Source organism: Xenorhabdus sp. BG5 (genome assembly GCF_015163665.1).
Taxonomy (GTDB): Bacteria; Pseudomonadota; Gammaproteobacteria; order Enterobacterales; family Enterobacteriaceae; genus Xenorhabdus.
Genome location: NZ_JADEUG010000001.1, coordinates 476371 through 500362, shown reverse-complemented (window position 1 = coordinate 500362; position 23992 = coordinate 476371). Strand labels below are relative to the sequence as shown.

15 protein-coding genes are annotated in these 23992 nt (G+C 44.9%); 9 read left to right on the top strand and 6 right to left on the bottom strand.

Annotated features, from left to right (window positions below; genetic code table 11):
- Positions 1 to 134: 134 nt before the first annotated feature.
- The 8 genes from ftnA (at position 135) to htpX (ending at position 7514) form a co-directional block, all read left to right on the top strand.
- Positions 135 to 641 (top strand): non-heme ferritin, encoded by a 507-nt coding sequence (ftnA, locus tag IQ209_RS01990; protein WP_189759205.1) that lies wholly within the window; start codon positions 135 to 137, stop codon positions 639 to 641.
- 234 nt (positions 642 to 875) lie between these two features.
- Complete coding sequence (copC, locus tag IQ209_RS01985) at positions 876 to 1262, top strand: copper homeostasis periplasmic binding protein CopC (protein ID WP_193848476.1); 387 nt, start codon at positions 876 to 878, stop codon at positions 1260 to 1262.
- Entirely contained in the window at positions 1262 to 2185 is a 924-nt protein-coding gene (gene copD / locus IQ209_RS01980; protein ID WP_193848475.1) for a copper homeostasis membrane protein CopD, read from the top strand. The genes copC and copD overlap by 1 nt, the downstream gene beginning before the upstream one ends.
- 85 nt (positions 2186 to 2270) lie before the next feature.
- On the top strand, positions 2271 to 2621 hold the full coding sequence (locus IQ209_RS01975) for a YebY family protein (protein ID WP_193848474.1): 351 nt from the start codon (positions 2271 to 2273) through the stop codon (positions 2619 to 2621).
- Between the two features lie 413 nt (positions 2622 to 3034).
- Positions 3035 to 3532: a GAF domain-containing protein gene (locus IQ209_RS01970; RefSeq protein ID WP_193848473.1), complete on the top strand. Its 498-nt coding sequence runs from the start codon at positions 3035 to 3037 to the stop codon at positions 3530 to 3532.
- A 95-nt stretch (positions 3533 to 3627) separates the two neighbouring features.
- Positions 3628 to 4338, top strand: a complete 711-nt coding sequence (proQ, locus tag IQ209_RS01965; protein WP_193848471.1) for an RNA chaperone ProQ — start codon at positions 3628 to 3630, stop codon at positions 4336 to 4338.
- 19 nt (positions 4339 to 4357) lie between these two features.
- Positions 4358 to 6451 carry a carboxy terminal-processing peptidase gene (gene prc / locus IQ209_RS01960; RefSeq protein ID WP_193848469.1) on the top strand — a complete coding sequence of 698 codons (2094 nt, stop codon included), beginning with the start codon at positions 4358 to 4360 and terminating at the stop codon, positions 6449 to 6451.
- Between the two features lie 178 nt (positions 6452 to 6629).
- Positions 6630 to 7514 (top strand): protease HtpX, encoded by an 885-nt coding sequence (gene htpX, locus IQ209_RS01955; RefSeq protein WP_193848467.1) that lies wholly within the window; start codon positions 6630 to 6632, stop codon positions 7512 to 7514.
- 66 nt (positions 7515 to 7580) lie between these two features.
- Here htpX and IQ209_RS01950 read toward each other — a convergent pair whose 3' ends face one another.
- Positions 7581 to 8510: a hypothetical protein gene (locus IQ209_RS01950; protein ID WP_228005646.1), complete on the bottom strand. Its 930-nt coding sequence runs from the start codon at positions 8508 to 8510 to the stop codon at positions 7581 to 7583.
- A gap of 369 nt (positions 8511 to 8879) precedes the next feature.
- Here IQ209_RS01950 and IQ209_RS01945 point away from each other — a divergent pair, with 369 nt between their 5' ends.
- Complete coding sequence (locus IQ209_RS01945) at positions 8880 to 9638, top strand: SDR family NAD(P)-dependent oxidoreductase (RefSeq protein WP_228005645.1); 759 nt, start codon at positions 8880 to 8882, stop codon at positions 9636 to 9638.
- 60 nt (positions 9639 to 9698) lie between these two features.
- Here IQ209_RS01945 and IQ209_RS01940 read toward each other — a convergent pair whose 3' ends face one another.
- The 5 genes from IQ209_RS01940 to fliO form a co-directional block, all read right to left on the bottom strand.
- Positions 9699 to 21296: an amino acid adenylation domain-containing protein gene (locus IQ209_RS01940; RefSeq protein ID WP_370588379.1), complete on the bottom strand. Its 11598-nt coding sequence runs from the start codon at positions 21294 to 21296 to the stop codon at positions 9699 to 9701.
- Positions 21297 to 21605: 309 nt separating this feature from the next.
- The gene (gene fliR, locus IQ209_RS01935; protein ID WP_193848461.1) at positions 21606 to 22388 is read right to left on the bottom strand and encodes a flagellar biosynthetic protein FliR; all 783 of its coding nucleotides are present in this window, start codon (positions 22386 to 22388) and stop codon (positions 21606 to 21608) included.
- Positions 22389 to 22390: 2 nt separating this feature from the next.
- Entirely contained in the window at positions 22391 to 22660 is a 270-nt protein-coding gene (gene fliQ / locus IQ209_RS01930) for a flagellar biosynthesis protein FliQ (RefSeq protein WP_047767907.1), read from the bottom strand.
- Between the two features lie 53 nt (positions 22661 to 22713).
- Positions 22714 to 23451 (bottom strand): flagellar type III secretion system pore protein FliP, encoded by a 738-nt coding sequence (gene fliP / locus IQ209_RS01925; RefSeq protein WP_189759218.1) that lies wholly within the window; start codon positions 23449 to 23451, stop codon positions 22714 to 22716.
- A 43-nt stretch (positions 23452 to 23494) separates the two neighbouring features.
- Entirely contained in the window at positions 23495 to 23992 is a 498-nt protein-coding gene (gene fliO / locus IQ209_RS01920) for a flagellar biosynthetic protein FliO (RefSeq protein WP_193848459.1), read from the bottom strand.

The following is a 23992-nucleotide window of genomic DNA, read 5'->3' as shown; positions in this document are numbered from 1 at the left end:
GATTTATTCTTGTTGAATTTTGTAAATAAATTATTATTTATCAATCGATTATATATTTTTATTTTGTTTTTGTATTATGTTATTTTAATTGGCATAATACGCCAAGTTTAATAAATTATTAGGAGAGTTGGCCGATGTTAAAACAAGAAATGATCAAAAAATTAAATGAGCAATTAAACCTGGAATTTTATTCTGCGAATTTATATCTGCAAATGAGTGCATGGTGTAGTGATAAGGGATATGAAGGCGCAGCAGCGTTTTTAAAGACTCATTCACAGGAAGAAATGCAACATATGCAACGCTTGTTTGATTATTTGGGTGACACTGGTTCAATGCCTGTATTAGGCGCTATTCAGGCTCCTCCTGTAGAATTCAAGTCTATCTCTGATGTATTTAATCAGACTTATGAGCATGAAAAATTGATCACAGAAGAGATCAATAAACTTGCCCATGTAGCGATGACGACACAAGACTACTCTACGTTTAATTTCTTGCAGTGGTATGTTGCGGAGCAGCATGAAGAAGAGAAACTGTTCAAATCCATTCTGGACAAACTGGATATGGTGGGTGAAGGCGGAAAAGCTCTGTTCCTGTTGGATAAAGAGCTTAAGGGTTTGTCTATGGCGCCAGCACACGCCTGATATAGCCTTCTTCTTTCAATTTGATCTGTTTTTCCATCGTAACTCCCGTTTCTTTGCGTGTTTTTTCATGCATTGTGGAACCGGAGTTACGGTTCTCCCTCTTTTATCCCATTTTTGCGTAGTGTCTCACAGGTCAGGACATTACTCGTCAATTACCGCAGATTAAACAGATTTTTTGGTATAGAATCTCCCTTCAAGTATAAAAATTCATCTACATATTAAAGGGTTATCTGTATGTTTATTTTTAACATCCGTTCATTCTGGACCAAATTATCTGCTCTTGTGGTTCTGTTTGTCGGCATGTCGTGTCAGCAGGCTTTGGCCCATGCACATTTGAAAGATCAGACTCCCGCAGAAAATACAACGGTTGAAGCTGCCCCACAAACTATCACCTTGAACTTCTCAGAACGTATTGAACTTGGATTCAGTAAGGTAAAATTGATTGGCCCAGAAAGAGCCGTCGTTAAAACAGGTAAGTTGGAACTCGATCCTGAAACCAAAACCAAGCTAATCCTGCCAGTTGAAGACAAACTTACTGCGGGAAAATACCGTGTTGACTGGAGTGTACTCTCTGTCGATGGCCATAAAACAAAAGGCATTTATAGTTTTACCGTAAGATAATGATCTCTCTAGAGGCGCTATACATATTCTGCCGTTTCTCTCATTTTGTGGTCGTCATGTTGATGTTCGGCCTTAGCTTATTCACCGTAATGCTTGTTTCTGGACATTTCTCGATCCTAATGAGAGAACGGTTAAAAGTTGGAGTCTTAATCAGCACTGTGCTGACTTTGATAACCTCAATTATCTGGTTTATTGTACAGGCTGGATTAATGGGGGATGGCTGGTGTGATGTTTATGCTCTGGATATCTGGCTGGCCGTCTTGGGAACCTCTTTTGGGCAAGTATGGAGATGGCAGTTATTGATAGCTGTACTTGCTGTTGGTGGACTGTTCCTTTCCAATATTAAAGTCAGAAATTTCCTGTTGTTAGGTTGCTCGATTATTTTACTTTCAAGCCATGCGTTCATTGGACATGCAGCTATGTATGAAGGAAGCATGGGGCTATTACTTCAAGCCAATCAGGTTATTCATTTACTCAGCGCAGGTTACTGGTTTGGTGGATTGTGGCCATTCTTAGTGTGTCTGCAATTCTTGCGATTACGACAGCCAACAGAAACAAACTTATCTCCTGATGCGACTAACCTATATACAGATAGCGTAATAGCCATGAGGAAATTCTCTCTTTATGGGCATTTTGCCGTGTTTCTGGTGATTGTGACAGGAATTGTGAGTAGTGTGATTCTCATTCCAGATTGGCCCATTTTCAGTCGAGTTCTGTCTGAATACCAATCTATGCTATGGTTAAAAATAGTGCTGGTTATTGGAATGGTTCTTTTAGCTTTGATTAACCGCTATATTCTCGTTCCCAAATTAAAGCAGAAAAGGTGCTATCAGCAATTGATAATCAATAGCTGGCTGGAAATTATTTTGGGTACAACCGCATTGTTGTGCGTAGCGATTTTTGCAACGCAACCTCCTGCGTGATTCTTGAATGATTGGTGCAAATCTGGGTACATAAACAGGAAAATTAACGATAAAATCACGGCATGTATCTATCAGGGGAAAGATAATGAAACGACTATTTTGGGCTTTGCCTCTTTTGCTTCTCTCTTTTCAGGGAGTGGCTACACCAATAAAAACCATTAGCAAGCTACAGTTTGGCAAACAGTGGGCATTTACTCGCGAAGAGGTTATGCTTGATTGTCGAGCAAATGGCGCGTTGTTTGTGATAAATCCCAGCACATTGATGCAATATCCGTTGAATGATCGAGCAACACAACTTATGCAAGCCAATAAAGTGATTGCATCATCATTAGAGACAATACTTTTAAATGATCCCGATCATCCCAATCAAAAAATGAGCGTTGAGCCATTCCAGAAAGCGGCATTGGCTTTATGTGACCATCCATCTAACCAGTAATGGTTAAAACTTGGTAAATCATTGTATGTCAACTACGCTTTAAGTCGTAAGTTGTTCTACGTCTCATATGGCAACTTTTAGCGCAAGGCTCTTTGATAGAGCTATTTTCCCTAGGCCGAGTAGAGGAGTAAACTCGGCCTTTTTTTGCTTGTGTTTAAAGTAACAAGACACGATTCTGGGATAAAGTCACGTTAGTTTTTAAATAAGCTGTGATATCTCCCTAAATTTTACAAGTGAATACTGGTAAAAATAATTAAAGAAAATTTAAATTCAGGAAGAGAGACGGTATTCTGAAAGAAAATTTAAATCATAGTGGCAGATTATGCTTAGAAATAGTCTGTTAAATTTGATAAAAATTTTATGTAAGATAATTGTTTTTGTTTTGTTAAATATTGTCTATTGCGTAGGAGCTTATGGATAAGAATGAATTTTATCAAGAGCTAGCAGATAGTCTGATGGCTCTGCTATCAGGGGAGTACGATCTTATCGCTTCTCTTGCTAACACAAGCGCATTGTTATACGAATGTTTGGATAATGTTAATTGGGTTGGCTTTTATTTGGTTGATGATGATACCCTAGTTTTAGGGCCATTTCAGGGTAAGATCGCTTGCGTTCGTATTCCTGTAGGAAAAGGTGTATGCGGAACGGCTGTTGCAAATAAGAGTATACAGCGTATTTCTGATGTGCATGCTTTCCCCGGTCATATAGCCTGCGATGCCACCAGTAATGCAGAAATTGTACTTCCTTTAGAAATCAATGGGCGAGTTATTGGCGTTTTGGATATTGATAGCACGGTTTTTGATCGGTTTGACGAGAATGATGAAAATGGCTTGAGAGCGCTAGTTATCAGGCTTTGTAACCATTTGGAACAATGTGTTGTGTCAAAATATCTACAACAGAACGTAACTTAACATACGTATAACGTGGCATTTATCAGCAACGCTATTATAATGTCGCCTGTTCATGCCTGCGCTGGTTGGCAAAACCGTTGTAATCAGGAAATTTCATGGAAAATCAACCTAAGTTGAACAGTAGTAAAGAAGTCATTGCTTTCTTGGCTGAGCGCTTCCCGCTTTGCTTTGTAGCAGAAGGTGAAGCACGTCCTTTGAAGATCGGGATCTTCCAGGACATCGTTGAACGTATTCAGGATGAGGAGTGTTTGAGTAAAACACAGCTCCGTTCTGCTTTGCGCTTGTATACCTCCAGTTGGCGTTATCTCTATGGTGTAAAAGAAGGCGCCCAGCGTGTTGACCTTGACGGAAACATGTGTGGCGAGCTGGAAATTGAACATATTGAACATGCGCGTCAGCAACTGGCAGAAGCGAAAGCACGGGTACAAGCTCAACGATCTGAACAGCGTGCCAAGAAACGTGAAACTGAAAACGTATCTGACAAGAAAAATGAACGCCCAGTGAATAAAAAGCCGGCTCTTCACCGTCAAAAGAGATCAGATGATGGTGAAAAACATCCGGTGCGTTCGCAAAACCGCCCGCAACAATCGCGTAAACCAGTAGATAAAACCATAAAGAAAATTGCACAACCTGAGTTAAACTCAGTCACTGACGTATCCTCTTTGAAAGTCGGTCAGACTATCAAAGTAAACGTAGGAAAAAGCTTAATGGATGCATCTGTGCTTGAAATTGCAAAAGATGGTGTCAGAGTGCAGTTACCTACTGGTTTAGCAATGATTGTACGCGCAGAACACTTAAAGTTCTGATACGGAGGCCAACTTGGGCATGAACAAACTCATTACATTGGCTTTCGTTTTAGGTCTATCATTTTCTGGTATAGGTTATGCAGATACTATTAATGTCGCGAGTGGTAGCCACGCTACTAACGCTAATGTCATTAGTGGTCACAATACGGCTGTTATCAGCCTGAGCCAACTGCCAGATTTAAAACCGGAACCACAGCATTCCACAGTAAGTAAGCGGATTGTTTCCCGCTTCCTTCGTTCTCATTATCGTCAGTTTTATTTGGATGCAGATTTTTCAGGAAAAATTTTTGATCGTTACCTGAATCAACTGGATTATGGACACAATGTTTTTTTGGCATCTGATATCGCCCCATTTGCATCTCAAAAGGGAGAATTAGGAAAAGAGCTTGAAAATGGCGATCTAAAACTGCCTTATGATCTATTTAATCTGATGCAAAAGCGCCGTTTTGAACGTTATCAATATGTGCTCTCTCGTTTAGAACAACCCGTTGACTTAAACGGTCATGACACCATTGAAACCGACCGTATCAAAGCACCATGGCCAAAGAGTGTTGAAGAGTTGGATAGGCTTTGGGATGCCAAAATCAAATTTGATTGGATAAACCTCAAGTTATCCGGCAAAAAAGACGATAAAGAAATTAAAGAAACCCTGACTAAGCGCTATCGGACGTTATTAAAACGCCTCACACAAACCAAGAGTGAGGATGTTTTTCAAAGCATTATGATGGCTTTCGCCCGTGAAATAGATCCGCATACCAGTTATCTTTCTCCTCGTGATACAGAACAGTTTAATTCAGAGATGAGCTTATCTCTTGAGGGCATCGGTGCTGTTTTACAATATGATGATGAGTATATTGCCATTCGTTCATTGCTTGCAGGCGGTCCGGCAGCCAAAAGCAATTTATTGAAAGTTGGAGATAAAATCACTGGTGTTGGGCAAGTAGGCAAGCCAATTGTCGATGTTGTTGGATGGCGTTTGGAAGATGTTGTTGCTCTTATTAAAGGGCCGAAGGGGAGTAAAGTCCGCCTTGAAATCACTCCGAGTACAAAAGGGGCAAAAAACCACATAATTACCTTAACTCGCGAGAATATCCGTCTTGAAGATAATGCTGTCAAGATGTCGGTGAAAACGGTAGGGAAAGAGAAGGTTGGTGTTCTGGATATACCCAGTTTCTATGTCGGCTTGACTAACGATGTAAAAGTGCAGTTGCAGAAACTCACCAAACAGAGGGTTGCCTCGATTGTTATTGATTTGCGCGGCAATGGTGGTGGAGCGCTAACAGAAGCTGTATCGTTATCTGGCTTATTTATTCCTACTGGCCCCGTTGTCCAGATTCGGGACAATACCGGTAGAGTTAAAGTGGAGGCAGATACAGATGAGGCAAGATACTATAAAGGGCCTCTGGTCGTTCTGATTGACAATAGAAGTGCTTCTGCATCTGAAATCTTTGCGGCTGCGATGCAAGATTATGGCCGTGGATTAATTGTGGGAGAGCCTTCTTTCGGTAAGGGTACTGTTCAGCAATATCGTCCTTTGAATCGTATTTATGATCAAATGCTACGACCTGAGTGGCCTGAAATTGGCTCTGTACAATACACGATCCAGAAATTCTATCGAATAAATGGGGGTAGCACCCAGCTTAAGGGGGTAACGCCTGATATCATTATGCCGACGGGAGAAGAACCGTCTGAAATAGGGGAAAGTCAAGAGGATAATGCGTTACCTTGGGATAGCATTCAGCCTGCGCATTATACTTCCTCGAAAGTGATTTCAGAGTTAACCCCGCTATTGACTAAGCTGCATAATCAACGAATTGCTAATGATCCTGAGTTTAAATATATCAAACAGGATATTGCTTACTATAAAGTCATCAAAGAACGTAAAGGCGTTTATTCCTTGAACTATGCTCAAAGAGAGAAAGAAAACAAGGAATACGAAACAAACAAATTGAATCTTCTTAATGAACGCTTTAAACGGGAAGGTAAAAAACTGCTCAAATCGCTTGATGATTTACCAAAAGATTATAAAGGGCCCGATCCTTATTTAGATGAATCTGTAAAAATTGCCCTGGATTTGGCGCATCAGCCTGCTGAAATGGCTGTAATGAGATAGTTTTAAAATTCGTTATAGATAAAAGGTCGGCTTGATAGCTGGCCTTTTTATTATATTGTAAAGTTATGTTGTTTCTATCGCTTAACGTCTTAAAAAACTTGAATAATATGGGGTTAATCCCCATCTTATGGCTTAACGCTTAGTTGAACTGTTTGATAATTAAAGGAAGCAAATTTATATGATGAGAATTGCCTTGTTCCTTCTCACAAACCTTGCTGTCATGGTGGTGTTTGGAATAATACTTTCACTTACAGGAGTTCAGCGGAGCAGTGTTGCTGGCCTCATGATTATGGCTGGTTTGTTTGGTTTTGGTGGTGCATTCATTTCTTTGTTGATGTCGAAATGGATGGCTTTGCGTTCTGTTGGTGGTCAGGTTATTGAAAAGCCTTCCAACGAAACTGAAGCTTGGTTGATGGAAACTGTACGTCGTCAGGCGGATCAAGTTGGAATTACTATGCCACAAGTGGCTATCTATGATGCCTTGGATATTAACGCATTTGCTACAGGGGCGCGCCGTAATGCTTCTTTGGTTGCTGTTAGTTCGGGGCTACTGAACAATATGAGCCGTGATGAAGCTGAAGCCGTCATTGCACATGAAATTAGCCATATTGCTAATGGTGATATGGTTACAATGACATTGTTGCAGGGTATCGTGAATACATTCGTCATCTTTATTTCACGTATCATTGCACAGGCTGCTGCGAGTTTCCTTTCCAGTAGCGATGATGAAAGTGAAAGCAGCAGTAATGGTAACCCAATCGTCTATATGGTGATTTCCATGGTGTTGGAGATCGTATTTGGTATTCTGGCAAGTATTATTACTATGTGGTTCTCCCGTTACCGTGAATTCCATGCGGATGCCGGATCAGCGAAATTGGTTGGTCGCGAAAAAATGATTGCGGCATTGCAACGTCTTAAGACCAGTTATGAACCCCAGGAAGAGGGGAGCATGATGGCATTCTGTATTAATGGTAAAGGTAAGAGTTTCAGTGAGTTATTCTTATCTCATCCACCATTGGATAAGCGTATTGAAGCCCTTCGTAGTGGTGAATATCTAAAATAATGCAGCCTAAATAGAATAGGCCAAACGATATATTAATTTGTATGGCGGCATTAACCGCCATATTATTTATATTTCATTGCCGCGATAACCAGTCAAAATCCGTTCCCATTCTTGTTGGGCGAACCAGGTTTGAGTTTTGCCATTATAATGCATTTCATCGGGTAGGAAGATGCCATATTCAGAAGCGATGCCAGTGTAATTTGGCGAATTCCTTGCATCAATTAAAGTACGATATTTAGGTGCAGCGGCAATAACATCTTTAATTGCTTCATTCACATAGCTGGTATTGATGGGGTCAAAAGCGACTGAAAGTGGGTAATATAACCGCCACGGAATATTATGAGAGCCAATAGCATCGTTAATACCTGTAATAATGCGGGTAAAATTCATCTCCGATGCTTTGGCTGCATCTAAACTCTCTGTTTCTGCTTCCCATTGATTCCAATGAATAGCCAAAATACGCGGTTTTTTGCCCATATTACGCAATGATTGGATTGCCATGCGTAAGGTTCTAATTGCACGGGGATAGAGGGACTCCACATCCCTGGCATCACGCTCTGGTGCCCAGCGGTTATCAGGGGAATTATCCAGATACATTCCTTGTCCTCCCCAGCCCATTAAAATTACGTAGAGATCTGGTAAGTACAGTGCATTGCCCTGATTGATATGATCTTGCCAAAATTTAGCAAAGCGGTTGGCTGCATTGTAAGGATGATTTTGGTTACCGCGAGGTAAACCGGTGGGGGCACCAATATTGGCATTTCCGAAGCTGGTTAATCCTGTCCAGTGAATTTTGGAAAAGTGAGTGCTATAGACCTCTGGCAGAGATAGAGTGAATACATTATTTAAACCTTGAGTAATCCTTTTATTTGGTGGCAATTGTGTGCCATGACCATAGCTGTTAGATTGACCAAGGATGATAAATAATGGAGCATCATGGGATTTCCATGATGGATATTTTGTTTCGGGAGAGTGAAGCTGATTGTATGTCATCATTTTCCCCTTAAAATAGGTGAATTAATTAGGTATTGCACTCCTTGCGAAAAAAATTATTCATATAAGATAAAGTGTACATGGTTAATCAATCTGATTTATTTTCTTTAACCTAAAACAAACATCAATATATACTCGATAAACTGCAAGCTGCAAGCTGCAATCTGCAAGACGAGACTTTATATTTCCCCGCGCAGCGGGAAAATATAACACGCATCTTGAAATTGGATTGGTATAAATAAGTACATTATATTTAATATTAAATAAGTAACATTTTATATTGTGACTAACTAATATAAGTTTGTTGAGGGAAGACTCTGGTATTTGATATTACACGGGAAGCTTTGAAAATATATCAATAAGGGTAATAAAATGATTCGATTTGAGGATAAAGTTGTCATTATTACTGGCGCAGGTAGTGGCATTGGTGAGGCTACAGCAAAGCGTTTCTCACAAGAAGGAGCCATTGTGGTGTTAGCTGGGCGGGATACAGAGAAGCTTAATCGTGTATTGAGTGAATTGCCATCAAACAAAGCGTTAGTGATTCAGACAGATGTTGCCGACCGGGAATCGGCTAAAAATATGGTTGATGAAACAGTCAGGCATTTTGGCCGAATAGATATTCTGGTGAACAACGCAGGTTTGTATGTGGTTGGTGATTTATTAAGCACCTCACAAGAGGACGGTAATGCCGTACTGGCTACGAATCTCAATGGCGTACTGAATTGTAGCTATTCTGCTTTGCCTCATTTGCTGAAAAGCAAAGGGTGTATTGTTAATAATGCCTCGGTATCTGGCTTGGGGGGCGATTGGGGCGGCGCTCACTATTGCGCAGCAAAAGGCGCTGTCGTGAATTTAACCCGTGCGATGGCGCTGGATCATGGTTCACAAGGGGTTCGTGTCAATGCGGTTTGTCCAAGCTTAGTATTGACGCCAATGGTTGCTCGTTTTGATGATGAAACCCTTGCGCATTTCGATAGTCGTATTCCGTTAAAAAGAGCGGGCCAACCTTTTGAAGTAGCGGCAGCCATTGCATTTTTGGCCAGCGAAGATGCCAGTTTCATTAATGGGGTGAACTTGCCGATAGATGGCGGGGTAAACGCATCCAATGGTCAACCTAATTTTAACTAAATTGACTGAAAAGTGGCTCCACGGGGGTGGAACCACTTAATTTCGTTTTGGTCAATGATATCAGCTTGGGCGACTCGCTACAGTTGAGCGATTTGGGTTTATAACCTTGGCCAGTTCACACAGTGTAGGATGAGTGAACAAGGTTGCTAATGGAATTTCCATGTTTTGTTCACGCATACGAGCCAGCAATTGTATTGCTATCAATGAATGACCGCCCAATGCAAAGAAATTGTCATAACGACCAACCTGTTCCCGTTTCAGCAATTTCTGCCAAATTTCAGCCAGTGCAATTTCCACATCACCAAGAGGCGCTTCGTAACTGGAAGTTGTTCCAATAGTAGACTGCCCTGATGTCAGTGTATTTTGCGGTAATTCAGCCTGAACAGCGTTGAAATCGGTCATTAGCTGCTGGCGTTCTGTGGCAGACAGGGTAGCAATGTTCATGATTGGCTTTTGGGGTTCGGTTTCCAATGTCTTGGCCAGATCCGCTAAAGCCGTCGTCATATCAGCAATCAGGCGTGTTGGATCGATTCCTGATATAGCCTGAGCTGTCAGCAGGAAACCTTTACCCAAATCGTCTACAGCCAGGTAGATGGGATAGTTAGTCCTTTCTCGCCCTGTTACCAGACGTATACCTTCCCACACGGTATTGATAACATCCGGTTGGCTATGGCGATAATTGAGAAGTGTATTAAAAAGTGGCAGAGGATGTACTACACCGCTGCAACGTTGAGCCAGCGCCAGTGGTGCCTGTTCATGTTCAAGTAACTGCGTCAAACTGCGGTAAGCTGCTTGCACGGTCGCTTGTGTGCTGTTCCCCGCAAGCGTGATACGAACGGGCAGGGTGTTGATAAATAGCCCCAGAATTCGTTCAATATCGACACTTCCTTGCATACGTCCTGATAAGACTGTCCCGAAGACGATATCATCTCGCCCACTTATTTTTGCCAGCACTTGTGCCAGCGCAACATGGAACAGGACTCCGGGACTAATTCCTTGACGGCGTGCCTGTTTGCGAATAGCTCTGTTCAGTGCTGCATTAAGTGGCTTGATGACCTCAGTTACTGGTCTGTCTCCACTGTGAACATCCAACATGCCGAAAGGTGTTGTTGGTGTATCCACATCCGCGAGTATCTCCCGGAAATAGGCTTCGTGCTCTGGCATCGGTACACGCAAGGATTGGGCGATAAAATGGCGGTACGGTAATACAGACGGTAATGACTCAGTACGATGATGCAGAAGTTTATCGATTTCAGCAACGATGATATCCAACGACATATGGTCATTGAGGATGTGATGGCAACAGAGCGCTAACAACCACTCTCCCTGATCCGGATCATATGTGATATCGGCAGAGAATAGCGGAGCCTGGCTGATATTGAGACGGTGTTGGTATGGATCTGTCTGTGCCAACAATTGAGATGACACGTCTTTATCGTTATTTGGTACAAAGGTCTTGATGCGCAGAGGGGCTTGGCGCCAGACAACTTGTACTGGCTGAGTTAAACCCTGCCAGCAGATGGCTGTACGTAGAATATCATGACGATTAATCACCTGTTGCAAAGCAGCCAGAAAAGCATCAAGACGCTCGCGGGTGTTGAAAGCGAGCAAGAGGTGCAACAGATAAACATCTCCTTGTGTTTGCAGTAGATGATGGAACAGCATACCTTCCTGTAATGGTGCAAGTGGGTAAATATCCTGAATGTTGTTGATACCATTGGGAATAGTCGCAGCGATAGTCTCAATCTCATGTTGCGTCAGAGAAACCAGCGGTAGCATATCAGGCGTGATGGCGGTGCAACCAGCAGGGATAAGATTGGGCGGCACGGTGAGCGAAGGGGCATCATCCTGAATTGTCTGTATTATATTTGCCATTTCAGCCAGTGTTGGTGTGGAAAATACAGTACGAATATCAAGATGCCAACCTCGATTGCGCAGCCGCTCAATCAGGCTGATAACCATCAAAGAATGACCACCGAGTTCAAAGAAATGATCATAACGCCCAACCTTTTCCAGCCCTAATAATGCTTGCCAGATCTCAGCCAGGGCAATTTCCATTTCACCGAGCGGTTCTTCATAAGTATGGGTTGCCATGGATGTCTGATCCGGCATCGGTAGTGCCTGGCGGTTAATCTTGCCATTAGGAGCCAACGGAAAAGCATCCAGTGTCATAAATGCGCTGGGTAGCATATAGTCGGCGAGATGTTGTGCGAGTTGCTGGCGCAGTTCTGTCGGTATCAGTTTTATATTCGGTTCGGCGATCAAATAAGCAATCAGGCGTTTATCACCCCGCTTATCTTCGCGGGCAAGCACGATAGCTTCACGCACGCCGTGGCATTGCATTAATCTGGTTTCGATTTCCCCCAGTTCGATCCGGAAGCCACGTAGCTTGACCTGAAAATCATTGCGACCAAGGTACTCGATATTGCCGTCAGATCGCCAGCGAGCCAAATCCCCGGTCTTATACATGCGAGCGTTAGGATGTTCGCTAAAGGGATCGACAACAAATCTCTCTGCTGTCAGCTCTGGTTGGTTGGAATAACCACGGGCGACCCCCATTCCGCCGATATAAATTTCGCCACTTACGCCAACAGGAACCGGCTGACCAAGTGCATCCAAAATATAGATACGTGTGTTGGAGAGTGGCCGACCAATCGGAATATTGTTGATGATAGGCGGAGTATATTTGTTATCTATCACCCTTTCTTTATCTATCTGCATAGCCGTAGCAGTGATGGTAATTTCTGTCGGGCCATAAGCGTTGAACCAGCGGCAGGATTGGGTTTCCGGGCACGACAGCCAATCCATTAAATAGCGGTATTCCACTTTATCCCCGCCAACAATCACGGTGCGTATATAGGGGCTGAAACCGACACGTCCGGCTTTCATTTCTTGCGCCCAATGGTGCCAGAAAGCCGTCGGTATATTGATGATCGTCACTTTCTGTTCACGTAAAAAATTAACAAACGTGCTATTTGGTATTTTGATATGAGGTGGACGCAGAAGTAGCGTGGCACCCGATGCCAGAGTAGGAAAAATATCTGACACTGAAATATCAAATGCGAAAGTCACAAATTGCAGAATACGATCCCCCAAGGCAGGTTCGCTGATCTGGTAATGAGCATGGATAAGGCTGACAACATTGCGATGTTCCAGCATGACGCCTTTAGGGTTGCCGGTTGAACCCGAAGTGTAGATGATATAGGCCAAATGATGCGGTTGAACGCCTGTTTGCTTGCTGTCAGGGTTATAAACAGGCTGTTTTTGCAGATTGGCTTGGTGAATTTCATCATCCAGCAACCAGATGGGAATATCTTGTATAGGTAAGCGTGTCTGTAAATGTTTCTGGGTCAGCAATATGACAGGCTTGCAGTCTGACAACTGATAAATAAGCCGTTCGGCAGGATATTCTGGATCAAGCGGAATATAACCGGCCCCGGCTTTTAAGATCCCGAACAGACCGATGATCATATCCAAACCCCGTTCAACCTGAATTGCCACGCGGTCATCAGGGCGTACACCAAAAGCAATCAAACGATGTGCCAGTTGGTTGGTACGGCGGTTTAGTTCGTCATAACTTAAGGATTGTTCTTCAAAGATCACCGCCGTAGCATCTGGGGTGCGTTGTACCTGAGCTTCGAACAGTTGGTGAATCAACGTATCATGCGGAAAGTCAGCTTGAGGGGCATTGAAATCAACCAATAATTGTTGGCGCTCTGCAACGGACAACATCGGCAGGCGGGCAATAGCTTGTGTTTCATCAATTGTCATGGCAGTCAGTACATTGTTGAGATAACCCACCATGCGTTCGACCGTCGTCCGGTCGAACAGGCTTGATGCATATTCCAGATAACCAGTGAGACCATCCTGGCTTTCGGTCAGTGACAGGGTCAGGTCAAAATACGCGCTGCGGTGTGGGGGCACCACCTTCGAGACAGATAAACCCGGTAATTCAAGGGATTGAGTGGGGATATTGTTCAGGGCCAGCATAACCTGAAAAATCGGGTTGTAGCTTAAGCTACGTTCGGGTTTTAGGGTTTCCACTAATTGTTCAAAAGGCAGGTCTTGATGTGCATAAGCTGCCAGCGTTTGTTCACGAACATGGGCGAGCAGATTTGCCACCGAGTTGTACTGTTCCAGTTCGATGCGTAAAGGCAGGGTATTGACAAAAAAGCCGATCAAACCTTCCAGGTCACTTAATGAACGGTTGGCGACGGGAGTGCCAATGACGATATCGTCCTGTCCGCTCAAACGGGCTAGCACGATGCTCCAGGCTGCAAGCAACGTCATAAATAATGTGGCATCCTGCCGTTGTCCAAGCGCTTTGAGGGCCGATAATAAATCAGCATTCAGGTGAACGGGCACATGAGCGCCGGTGTAACTTTGTTCTGGCGGGCGTGGGTGATCAATAGGGAGAGTCAGCAATGTCGGTGCGTTTTGCAGTTGTTTCTGCCAGAAATCCCGTTGTGCAGTCAGAGCCTCATCTCGTAGCCATTTTTGTTGCCAGACGGCATAGTCTGCATACTGGATAGGTAAGTGAGGTAAAGGATCGCCACATTTCCCTTGTGCGGTACGGTAAAGGGCACTCAGTTCGCGGAACAAGATCCCTACTGACCAGCCATCGGTAATGATGTGATGCTGGGTAAGGATCAACACATGTTCTTCATCAGACAGTTGCAGTAAATGGCCTCGAATCATTGGCTCATTAGCGAAATCGAATGGGGTTTGTGTTTCAAGTTCCGCTAATTCGTTAATGTGGGCCATACGAGACGTTTCGTCTAGTCTGCGCAGATCATGGCAGGTGAGAGAAAAACCCGTGTCTGCATTGTCGATGTGTTGGTAAGGTTGGTCATCAAGCAGGACAAAACGGGTGCGCAAACTTTCATGCCGGCTAACGAGTTGGTCAAGTGCAGCCGTAAACGCAGTATAATCGAGCTTTCCGCTGAGATGCAGGATTATCGGAATATGATAGGCCAGATTGGCTTTGCTGTTGAGTCTGGCAAGGAACCATAAGCGTTGCTGGGAGAAAGAAAGCGGTAACGGTTGATTGCGATCGGTAACGGGAATAACGATTTGCGCTGTGACAGGCGTGTCGATGAGCAAGGCAGCTAAATCGGCCAGAACCGGATGGGAAAAGAGTTGCTGCAAGTGCAGTTCTCGCGCCAGTTTCTGGCGTGTTCGTGCGGCAAGCTGAATAGCGAGCAGAGAATGACCACCGAGTTCAAAGAAATGATCATGACGACCCACTTGTTCCAAGTTCAGCAATTCTTGCCAAATTCCGGCCAGCGCTGTTTCTATGTCTCCGATGGGCGCTGCATAATTGCGTGTCGCGAGTGCTGTTTGATCTGGCATTGGCAGGGCCTGACGGTTGATTTTGCCATTGGGTGTTAATGGAAAAGCATCAAGCGTGACAAAGGCACTGGGCAGCATATATTCGGCAAGGTGTTGTGCCAGTTGCTGGCGTAGTTCTGCGGGGACCAGTGTCGCATTGGGTTCGGCGAGCAGATAAGCAACCAGCCGCTTTTCATTGGGTGTCTCTTCGCGGACAACCACAACCGCGTCCCGCACACCGCGACATTGCGCTAATGTCGTCTCAATTTCCCCCAGTTCGATACGGAAACCACGTATCTTGACCTGAAAATCATTACGGCCAAGATATTCAATATTGCCATCAGGCAACCAACGCGCCAGATCACCACTTTTGTATAAGCGGGCATCAGGATCTGAAGAAAAAGGATCAGCAAGGAAGCGTTCAGTGGTTAACTCTGGAAGATTCAGATAACCGCGGGCAACACCGATGCCGCCAATGTAAAGCTCGCCTGTCACACCGATTGGCACGGGTTTTTGGTGACTATCAAGCAAATAAATTTGGATATTGGCTATGGGCTTTCCAATCGGTACTCGTCCGATATACCGTTCTGGCACGCATTGCCAGGCGGTGACATGGATCGCAGCTTCAGTTGGGCCATATAAATTGTGTAACTGGCAGTGAGCAAAATGGGACAGACATTTCTGCTGCAAGGCATAAGGAAACTCTTCACCACTGCATAAAATATGACGCAAGGAAGGACAACAACCAGCAGGAATAGCATGGACAAATTGCTGGAGCATGGCGGGCACGAAGTAGATAAGCGTAATCCGGTGTTTTTCTATTTCAGACCGTAAATAGTGCGGATCTTTATGACCATCGGGACGAGCCAGAATCAATTGTGCCCCAAACATCAGGGGTGGGAATAGTTCCCACACGGAAACATCAAAACTAAAGGGTGTTTTCTGCAAGACCCGATCCTGTGGGGTTAATTGATAAGCCTTCTGTGACCAGAGCAGACCATTCACGACACCACGATGCTCATTCATTACCCCTTTGGGCAAACCTGTCGAACCAGAGGTATAAATCACATAAGCCAGATGGTGTGAGGTTAGGCCAAGTGCTTGGGGGGCAGGGTTGCTGATTGGCATGTTTGCGGTAAGGAATGCAAGATTATTGAGATCCACAATGGGGACGTTGGTCAGTCGATGGATTAACGTTGTTTGGGTGAGCAAGGCAACGGGAGCGGCATCCTCAAGTATATAAGCCAGTCGTTCGGTCGGATAGCCTGGATCGAGCGGGACATAAGCCCCACCAGCCTTAAGGATAGCGAGTAATCCCACCATCATGACGGGACTGCGTTCAGCACAAATCGCTACCCGATCATCCGGACGGACACCCAAAGTAATCAGATAATGCGCTAAACAATTGGCTTGACGGTTCAGTTCAACATAACTCAATGATTGCTCTTCGAAGATGACAGCAATCGCCTCGGGATTTTGCTGTACTTGCTTTTCAAACAATTGATGAATAAATGTGTCTTGTGAGAAGTCGGTTGCTGTATTTTGAGAGAATACAAAGTCTGGAGACGGTGGAAGCGTGTTGAAATCCACCAGCACTTGTTGACGTTCTGCGCTGGGTAAAATCGAAATAGCCAAAACGGGCTGGTGGGGTGAGGTTTCCAGTGCTTCGACCAGTCCCGTCAGGGCAGTCGTCATATAGCCGATCAGACGAATCGGATCGACGTCCGATACGGTTTGAGCAACCAAACTAAATCCATCACCCCAATCATCAACAAATAAACCAATAGGGTAATTGATTCTCTCTTCTACCATCAGCAGACGCACACCTTCCCATTTAGCCAGGGTCGTATCCGCCTGGCTATGACGATAGTTGAGTAGTGTGTTAAAGAGTGGCAAAGGGGGGATCACGCTACTGCAATGTTGGGCCAGTGTCAGTGTTGCCTGTTCGTGTTCCAGCAACCTCATCAAATTGAGGTAAGTTTCTTGAACGATCGCTTGTGCACTATTATCTGTCAGCCCGATTCGAATGGGTAACGTATTGATAAGCAGCCCCATCATTTGATCGACGCCAGTACGGCCCTGCATACGCCCCAACAATACCGTACCGAAGACGACATCGTCGCGGCCACTGGTTTTTGCCAGCACCAGCGCTAAAGCAACATGAAACAATATACTGGGGCTGACACCCTGACGTCGGGCTTGTGTGCGAATGGCTCTGGACAGCGCCATATTCAGTGGCTGTCTGGCCTCGGTTATCTGCTTATCTTCACTGTGAATATCCAGTATCCCGAAAGGTGCTGTTGGTGCATCTATGTCAGAGAGTACCTTATGAAAATAAGCTTCATGATCTGAAGCCGGCGTATGCAGGCATTGGGCGACAAAATTACGATAAGACAATATTGGAGGTAATTTTTCAGCATGACAGTTGTCAGGATGTTCACTGTCGCTATGGTCAGGTAATAATGCATCAATTTCATCAATGATGCGTTCCAGTGCGACATGATCACAGACTAAATGATGGATACACAAAACCAGTAACCATTCATCCTGATGCGGGTTATAGGCGATATCAGCGGAGAAGAGGGGGGCCTGACTCACATCAAGACGGTACTGTTGTGGATCGGTACGCGCCAGTAATTGGCAAGGGATATCCTGTTCGTCATTGGGTAAGTATGTATTAATGTTCAAAGCTGCTTGTCGCCAGACGACTTGGACTGGCTGTGCTAACCCCTGCCAGTAGATTGACGTGTGCAGAATATCGTGACGGTCAATGACTCGTTGTAAGGTTGCCAAAAAGGTATCGAGCCGTTCGCGGGTGTTGAAAGCAAGCAACTCGCGTAACAGATAAGTATCGCCCTGTTTTTGCAACAGATGATGGAACAAAATTCCTTCCTGTAGCGGTGCGAGAGGATAAATATCCTGGATATTGGCCGCACCACCAGGAATGGTCGCAGCGATGGCATCAATCTCGTGCTGGGATAAGGAAACGAGAGTCAACATGTCGGGGTTAATGGCAGTACAACCGTCAGGGATAAGATTGGGGGGTACAGTGAATATCGTGGTATTTTCTTGTTCTGTATTCCCTTGAACCGTGTCTTTTTGAACTGACAGTAGCGCTTTTGCCATCTCTTTCAAGACAGGTTTAGTGAAGACAACCTGAATATCAAGACACCATCCCAATTCACGTAGTTTTTCGATCAGGCTAACAGCTATCAACGAGTGCCCGCCAAGCTCGAAAAAGTGATCGCAGCGGCTGACATATTTCACGCCAAGCAATATTTGCCAAATTTGACTCAGAAGGGTTTCTGCTTCACCTATGGGCGCCTGATAACTGCGTGTGACGATTGCCGTATGATCGGGTTTGGGAAGCGCCTGACGGTCAAGTTTGCCATTGGGGGTCAGTGGAAAGGCGTCAAGTGTCACGAAAGCACCAGGTATCATGTATTCTGCAAGCTGTTGTGCGAGTTGTTGCCTTAATGCCATGGGTTCCAGTTCAACATCGGTCTGCGGTAATAAGTAAGCGACTAGCTGTTTTGATACTGAACTGTTTTCACAAGGTAGCTTTTCACAAGGTAATACTACGGCTTCACGTACACCGTGGCATTGCCGCAACCTTGCTTCGATCTCTCCCGGCTCAATACGGAAACCACGCAGTTTGATCTGGAAATCATTACGGCCGAGGTATTCAATTTTGCCATCGGGGAGCCAACGTCCCAGATCACCGGTTTTGTACATACGCGCATCGTGCTCAGAAGCGAGCGGGTTGATGAGAAAACGTTCGGCAGTGAGTTCAGGACGGTTCAGGTAACCGCGGGCAACACCGACGCCAGCGATATATATTTCTCCCACAACTCCCTGCGGAACGAGTTGGCCGTGCATGTCAAGGATATAGATCTGGGTATTGGCGATGGGACGGCCAATCGGCGGGGCATGGTTTCCCTGACTTTCACATTGGCAAAGAGTCGCACAAACAGTCGCTTCCGTCGGGCCATAGGCATTGAACATCTGTCGTCCTTGTGCCCAGCGTTTGGTTAGTGTAGGCGGACACGCCTCTCCTCCTACCATTAAAGTTTGCAGGGTAGCCGGAAGCGAGTCCATCGTTGCCAGAGCAGTGGGGGACAAGAGGGCATGAGTAATGGCGTGAGTCTCTAAATAGTGAGACAGCGTTGTTCCCGGCAGCAGATTCTCCCGCCTTGCAAGGTAAAGGCGAGCGCCGGCCATTAAAGCCATGCAACATTCCCAAATACAGGCATCGAAACTGTTTGAGGCAAACTGCAAGATCCGACTGTCTGGAGAAAGGGTGAGTATATCTTGCTGGGTGGTAATCAAGTTACACAAACTGCGATGTTCGATCATGACGCCTTTGGGTTGCCCTGTGGAGCCAGAGGTATAGATAACATAAGCCAGATGACGGGAGGTTAGTCCTACTGCCTGGACTTCTGGGTTTTCTTCCGATTTTTCATCCAAAACAGAATCGTCTGGAATATCAAGCAGAATGGTTGGCAGGTGACTGTTTCCTATTTCTGTTATCGTTGTTTGAGTAATCAGTGCCACGGGGGTGGAGTCATTGAGCATATAGGTCAGCCGCGTGGCTGGATAAGTCGGATCAAGGGGAACGAAAGCGCCACCGGCCTTGAGGATACCTAATAAACTGATCACCATTCCCAGACTACGCTCAATACAAATTGCCACCCGATCATCAGGACGCACACCGAGAGCAATCAGTTGATATGCCAGACGGTTGGCACGTTTGTTCAGTTCATCGTAGCTTAACGATTGCTTTTCAAAAACCGTGGCGATGGCATCGGGTGTGCGCCGCACTTGTGCTTCGAACAGTTGATGAATCAGCGTATTTTGTGGGAATTTGGCTTGGGTGGCGTTGAAATCCACCAATACCTGCTGGCGTTCGATGTCGGGCAGGATTGGCAGATTGACTATTTTTGTCTGCGTAAGAGAGGCCATCTCCAGAGAAGTGAGAGCGGCATCAAGCAGGACAGCAAGACGGGAGCGGAGCGCCATAACCTCCGTGATACTCAGATAATCAGGCGAAAAATAGAATTCAATGGAAATCGGTGAACAAGTCTCTTCAGAACGGGCGGTATTTGTGTATTGCTTCATCCTGATACAAAGAGGATAAGGAGCACCGGAGCGCAGATCGAACTGTTTGGCGCTGACGTTTTCTCCTTCCATATGCAAATTAGCTTTAAACGGTTCGAGAGATAACGTCACGTCAAATAATCGCGCATTTCCGACTTGTTGCCGCGAGTGTATTTGTCGGTTGAGTTCTGTGATGGGAAAACGTTGATGTTCATAGCAAAGACTCATTTCGGTTGCGGCTTTGTGCATGACATCACGAAACGTATCTTCCGGTGAAAGGGTAATGCCAATAGGGATCACGGAGGCGAACATGCCCATCGTGGACTTTTGTCGCGTATTTTTGCGGTTGTGCACGGGAACACCAATGACAATTTCATTGACACCTGTTGTTCGGGTGAAATAGCAGGCCAGAATGGCATACATGAAATGCAGGAAGGGTAATCCCTGTCCGCCAGCCACTTTTTCGATACGTTTAAACAAAGCCTGGTCGATGGCCCAAATAACAGGTTTGGTTTGTTTATGGTTTGTCGTGTTATTGAAATTGGCCGGCTGGAGCAAGGGAGGAGGCTGGTTTTCATAGCGTTTCAACCAAAATTGCATATCGAGTGAGTAGTGTTTGGAAGCAAGATAATTGAGGTTATCCGTAATAAAATCCAGATAAGAGTGAGCGGCGTTGTTCAGGGTTTCTCCTTTCATCAGGCGGTTATAGGCATCGATAACCTTGTTGATGAGTATGAACATACCTGTGCCATCAATGACTAAATGATGACAGCAAAATTGCCAGTACCGACAGGTATTGCTGACGCGCAATAATTTGGAACGCCACAGTGTCTCATTCAGGCGAAATGGACGCATAAACTCGTCATCCATGTATTGTTTTGCTCTGGTTTCAGCATCTGGATGCACTGAAAAATCCTGTATATCTACGGTTACCGGGAGAGAACGAACAACCTTTTGCCTGGGTAAAGCGTGGGTGTTGAGAAATTGCAAACGCAGAGTGTCATGACAATAAACAACAGATTCAAAGGCACGGGCAAATAATGTTTCATTCAATTCGCCTTCAATGCAGATAAAAATGCTGAGGTTGTAGTTGGAAGAATTGGGATGAATTGCCTGATCAAACCAGATGGCTTGCTGGGGAGAACTAAGAGGATAGGTAGACAAGGAGAGAGAATGGTTATTACAAGCGACTGAAGAAGTTTGTGAAGCGTTTTCGTGTAACATTTTCATTACTCCTTTGTGTGATTATTTAGTTTTTATTTGTTGCATCCGTTTGAAAGTCAATTAAATACTGCCTATTACTGTTTCTGTGTAAAAATGAACTGGCTGTAGATGATTTGGTGGATTTTTTGCGCTAAATACACACTTGACAGTAACATTTTGAAATTAAATTAACTGAAATAAATACCGTGTGTCGATATTTTTGTTTCTTAAATGTTAATAATGAATGCGAGCGTTAGAGTGGATGGTTGAAGAGGAGTATCAGGACAAGATGGAAATTATCCCGCCAGATTGACGGGCTTATCAGAAAAATAACCGCTACCGTACCAGTTCATGAATAATGATCGCCAAATGGTCAAACATTTCTCCAAATAACCGCTCAGTGAATGGCACCAATGTTGGAAATAACAGGGAAAGCGTGAAAATTCCCACTGTCAGAGTTAATGGAAAACCGACCACAAATACAGAAAGTTGTGGTGTCATGCGGTTTAACATGCCCAGAGAGAAGTTCAGGACCAGAAGTAGGGTAATCATTGGCATTGCCAACATCATGCCATTGATAAAAATCAGGCTGGCACTTTGGGATAGCAATAAGAAACCCTTTGGATTCAATTGGGTTGATTGAATGGGAATAGAATAAAATGTATCGGCCAGAATCGATAATAGCCATAAATGCCCGTCAAAAGCCAGGAACAGCAACATCATCATCATATTGAGGATGCGGGCTAAGATAGGCATATTCGGCCCACCCGTAGGATCAAAAAATATGGCGAATGACAGTCCCATTTGTAAGCCGAGAACTTCACCAGCATGACGTACTACGGCAAAGGCGATCTGCATGGTCAATCCCAAGGCCATACCAATCAAGACTTGTTGTATCAAGACCCAAATTCCAGCAACAGAAAAAATCGGAATTTGAGGGGAGGGGAGGGTTGGAACAAGTAACGCGGTGATCGCTAACGCCAAGCCAATTTTAACTTTTATTGGTATCTGTTTTTCACTGAAAATGGGTGCTGTGCTGAACAAGGCCAACAGGCGCACCAATGGCCAGAAAAAATCACTGACGAGGCGGGAAAGTGTTTCGCTATCAAACGGGATCATAATTAACCGATAATAGCCGGAATACTACTAAACAGCGTGCGCATGTAATCCAGCAATAAATTTAACATCCATGGTCCGGCAGTGACGATAGTCACGAAGACAGCCAGGATTTTTGGAATAAACGATAAGGTCATCTCGTTTACCTGAGTTGCCGCCTGTAATAAGCTGATGATCAAGCCACTAATTAAGGCAGATAAGAGAGGAGGGGCGGCCAGTGCTAACGCCACTTTCATTGCCTCAACACCGAGGGCCATTACCGATTCTGGAGTCATAATTTCCTCAAACCGCTTTTTGATCTTTATTCCAATAAGATTTAGGTTTCACGCTAAACATAAAAACTTTGTGCTAATGAACCCAGCAAGAGTTGCCAACCATCAACCAAAACAAACAGCATCAGTTTGAACGGCAGTGAAATGGTCGCAGGCGGAACCATCATCATCCCCAATGCCATCAAAACACTGGCAACAACCAGATCGATGATCAGGAACGGAATGAAGAGCGTAAAGCCAATCTGGAACGCGGTTTTCAATTCACTGGTAATAAACGCGGGAACGAGCACGCGCATTGGAACAGAATCCGCAGTTTCAAATGCCCCCTGATCGGCAAGGCGGGCGAACAGTGCCAGATCATTTTCCCGTGTCTGGCGTAACATGAATTGGCGCAACGGCTTGGCTCCCTGATCCAGTGCGACTTCCAGGGTGATTTTATCCTCACTGTAGGGCAGGTAAGCGTTTTGGTAAACTTTGTCGAACACCGGTGCCATAATGAAAAAAGTCATAAACAATGCCAAACCCAACATCACCTGATTAGGTGGAGCAGAAGGTGTTCCCAGCGCATTGCGTAGCAAACCAAGTACAATGATGATACGGGTAAAACTGGTCATCATTAGCAAGGCCGCAGGGATGAATCCCAGTGCCGTGATGAAAATCAGAGTTTGGACTGGCAATGACCAACTTTGTCCGCCATTGGCTAAGGGCTGACTGATGATACCAGGAAACTCAGCTGCCGCGTTCATAGGGAACAGTGGCAGCAAGAGCGCCATAAACAGAGTCGTCAAACGCATTGGGTAACGCAGTGAAACACATTTCTTGCCTGTCATAAAAACGCTATTTTTCATCATCGTCCTTGTTATTCTTGTTTTTTTTCTGGAGTGTATTTTTTAGCATCTGCCCAAATGGCAGCGATTTGAGCGCAGTTTCCTTGTCCACGTTGTCAGGCGGTGCAGGCATTTGATGCAGCATACTGATCTGTTGAGATGTGACCCCCAAAACCAGCCAGTTATCCTCGACTTCTACCACCACAACCCGTTCTTTCGGTCCAAGGGCACAGCTTGCCTTAACGTTTAGCAAACGATGATTTTTGCTTTTGGCAGGGGAAAAACCTAAACGGCGAACTAGCCATGTTATGAAGAAAATCAGCAATAAAATACCACCCAGGGCACTGCTGACTTGCATCAGCGTTTGACTGGCTGGAAGAGGATCACTATTGCCGGTTTGTTTAATCATATTCACATGGGCATGGCTGGCTGCCGTGTTAACAGGTGCAGCATCAGATGCCGCACCAGGTTGAAAAGAAGTGTGAACGGAAGGCTGGTTCGCCATCAT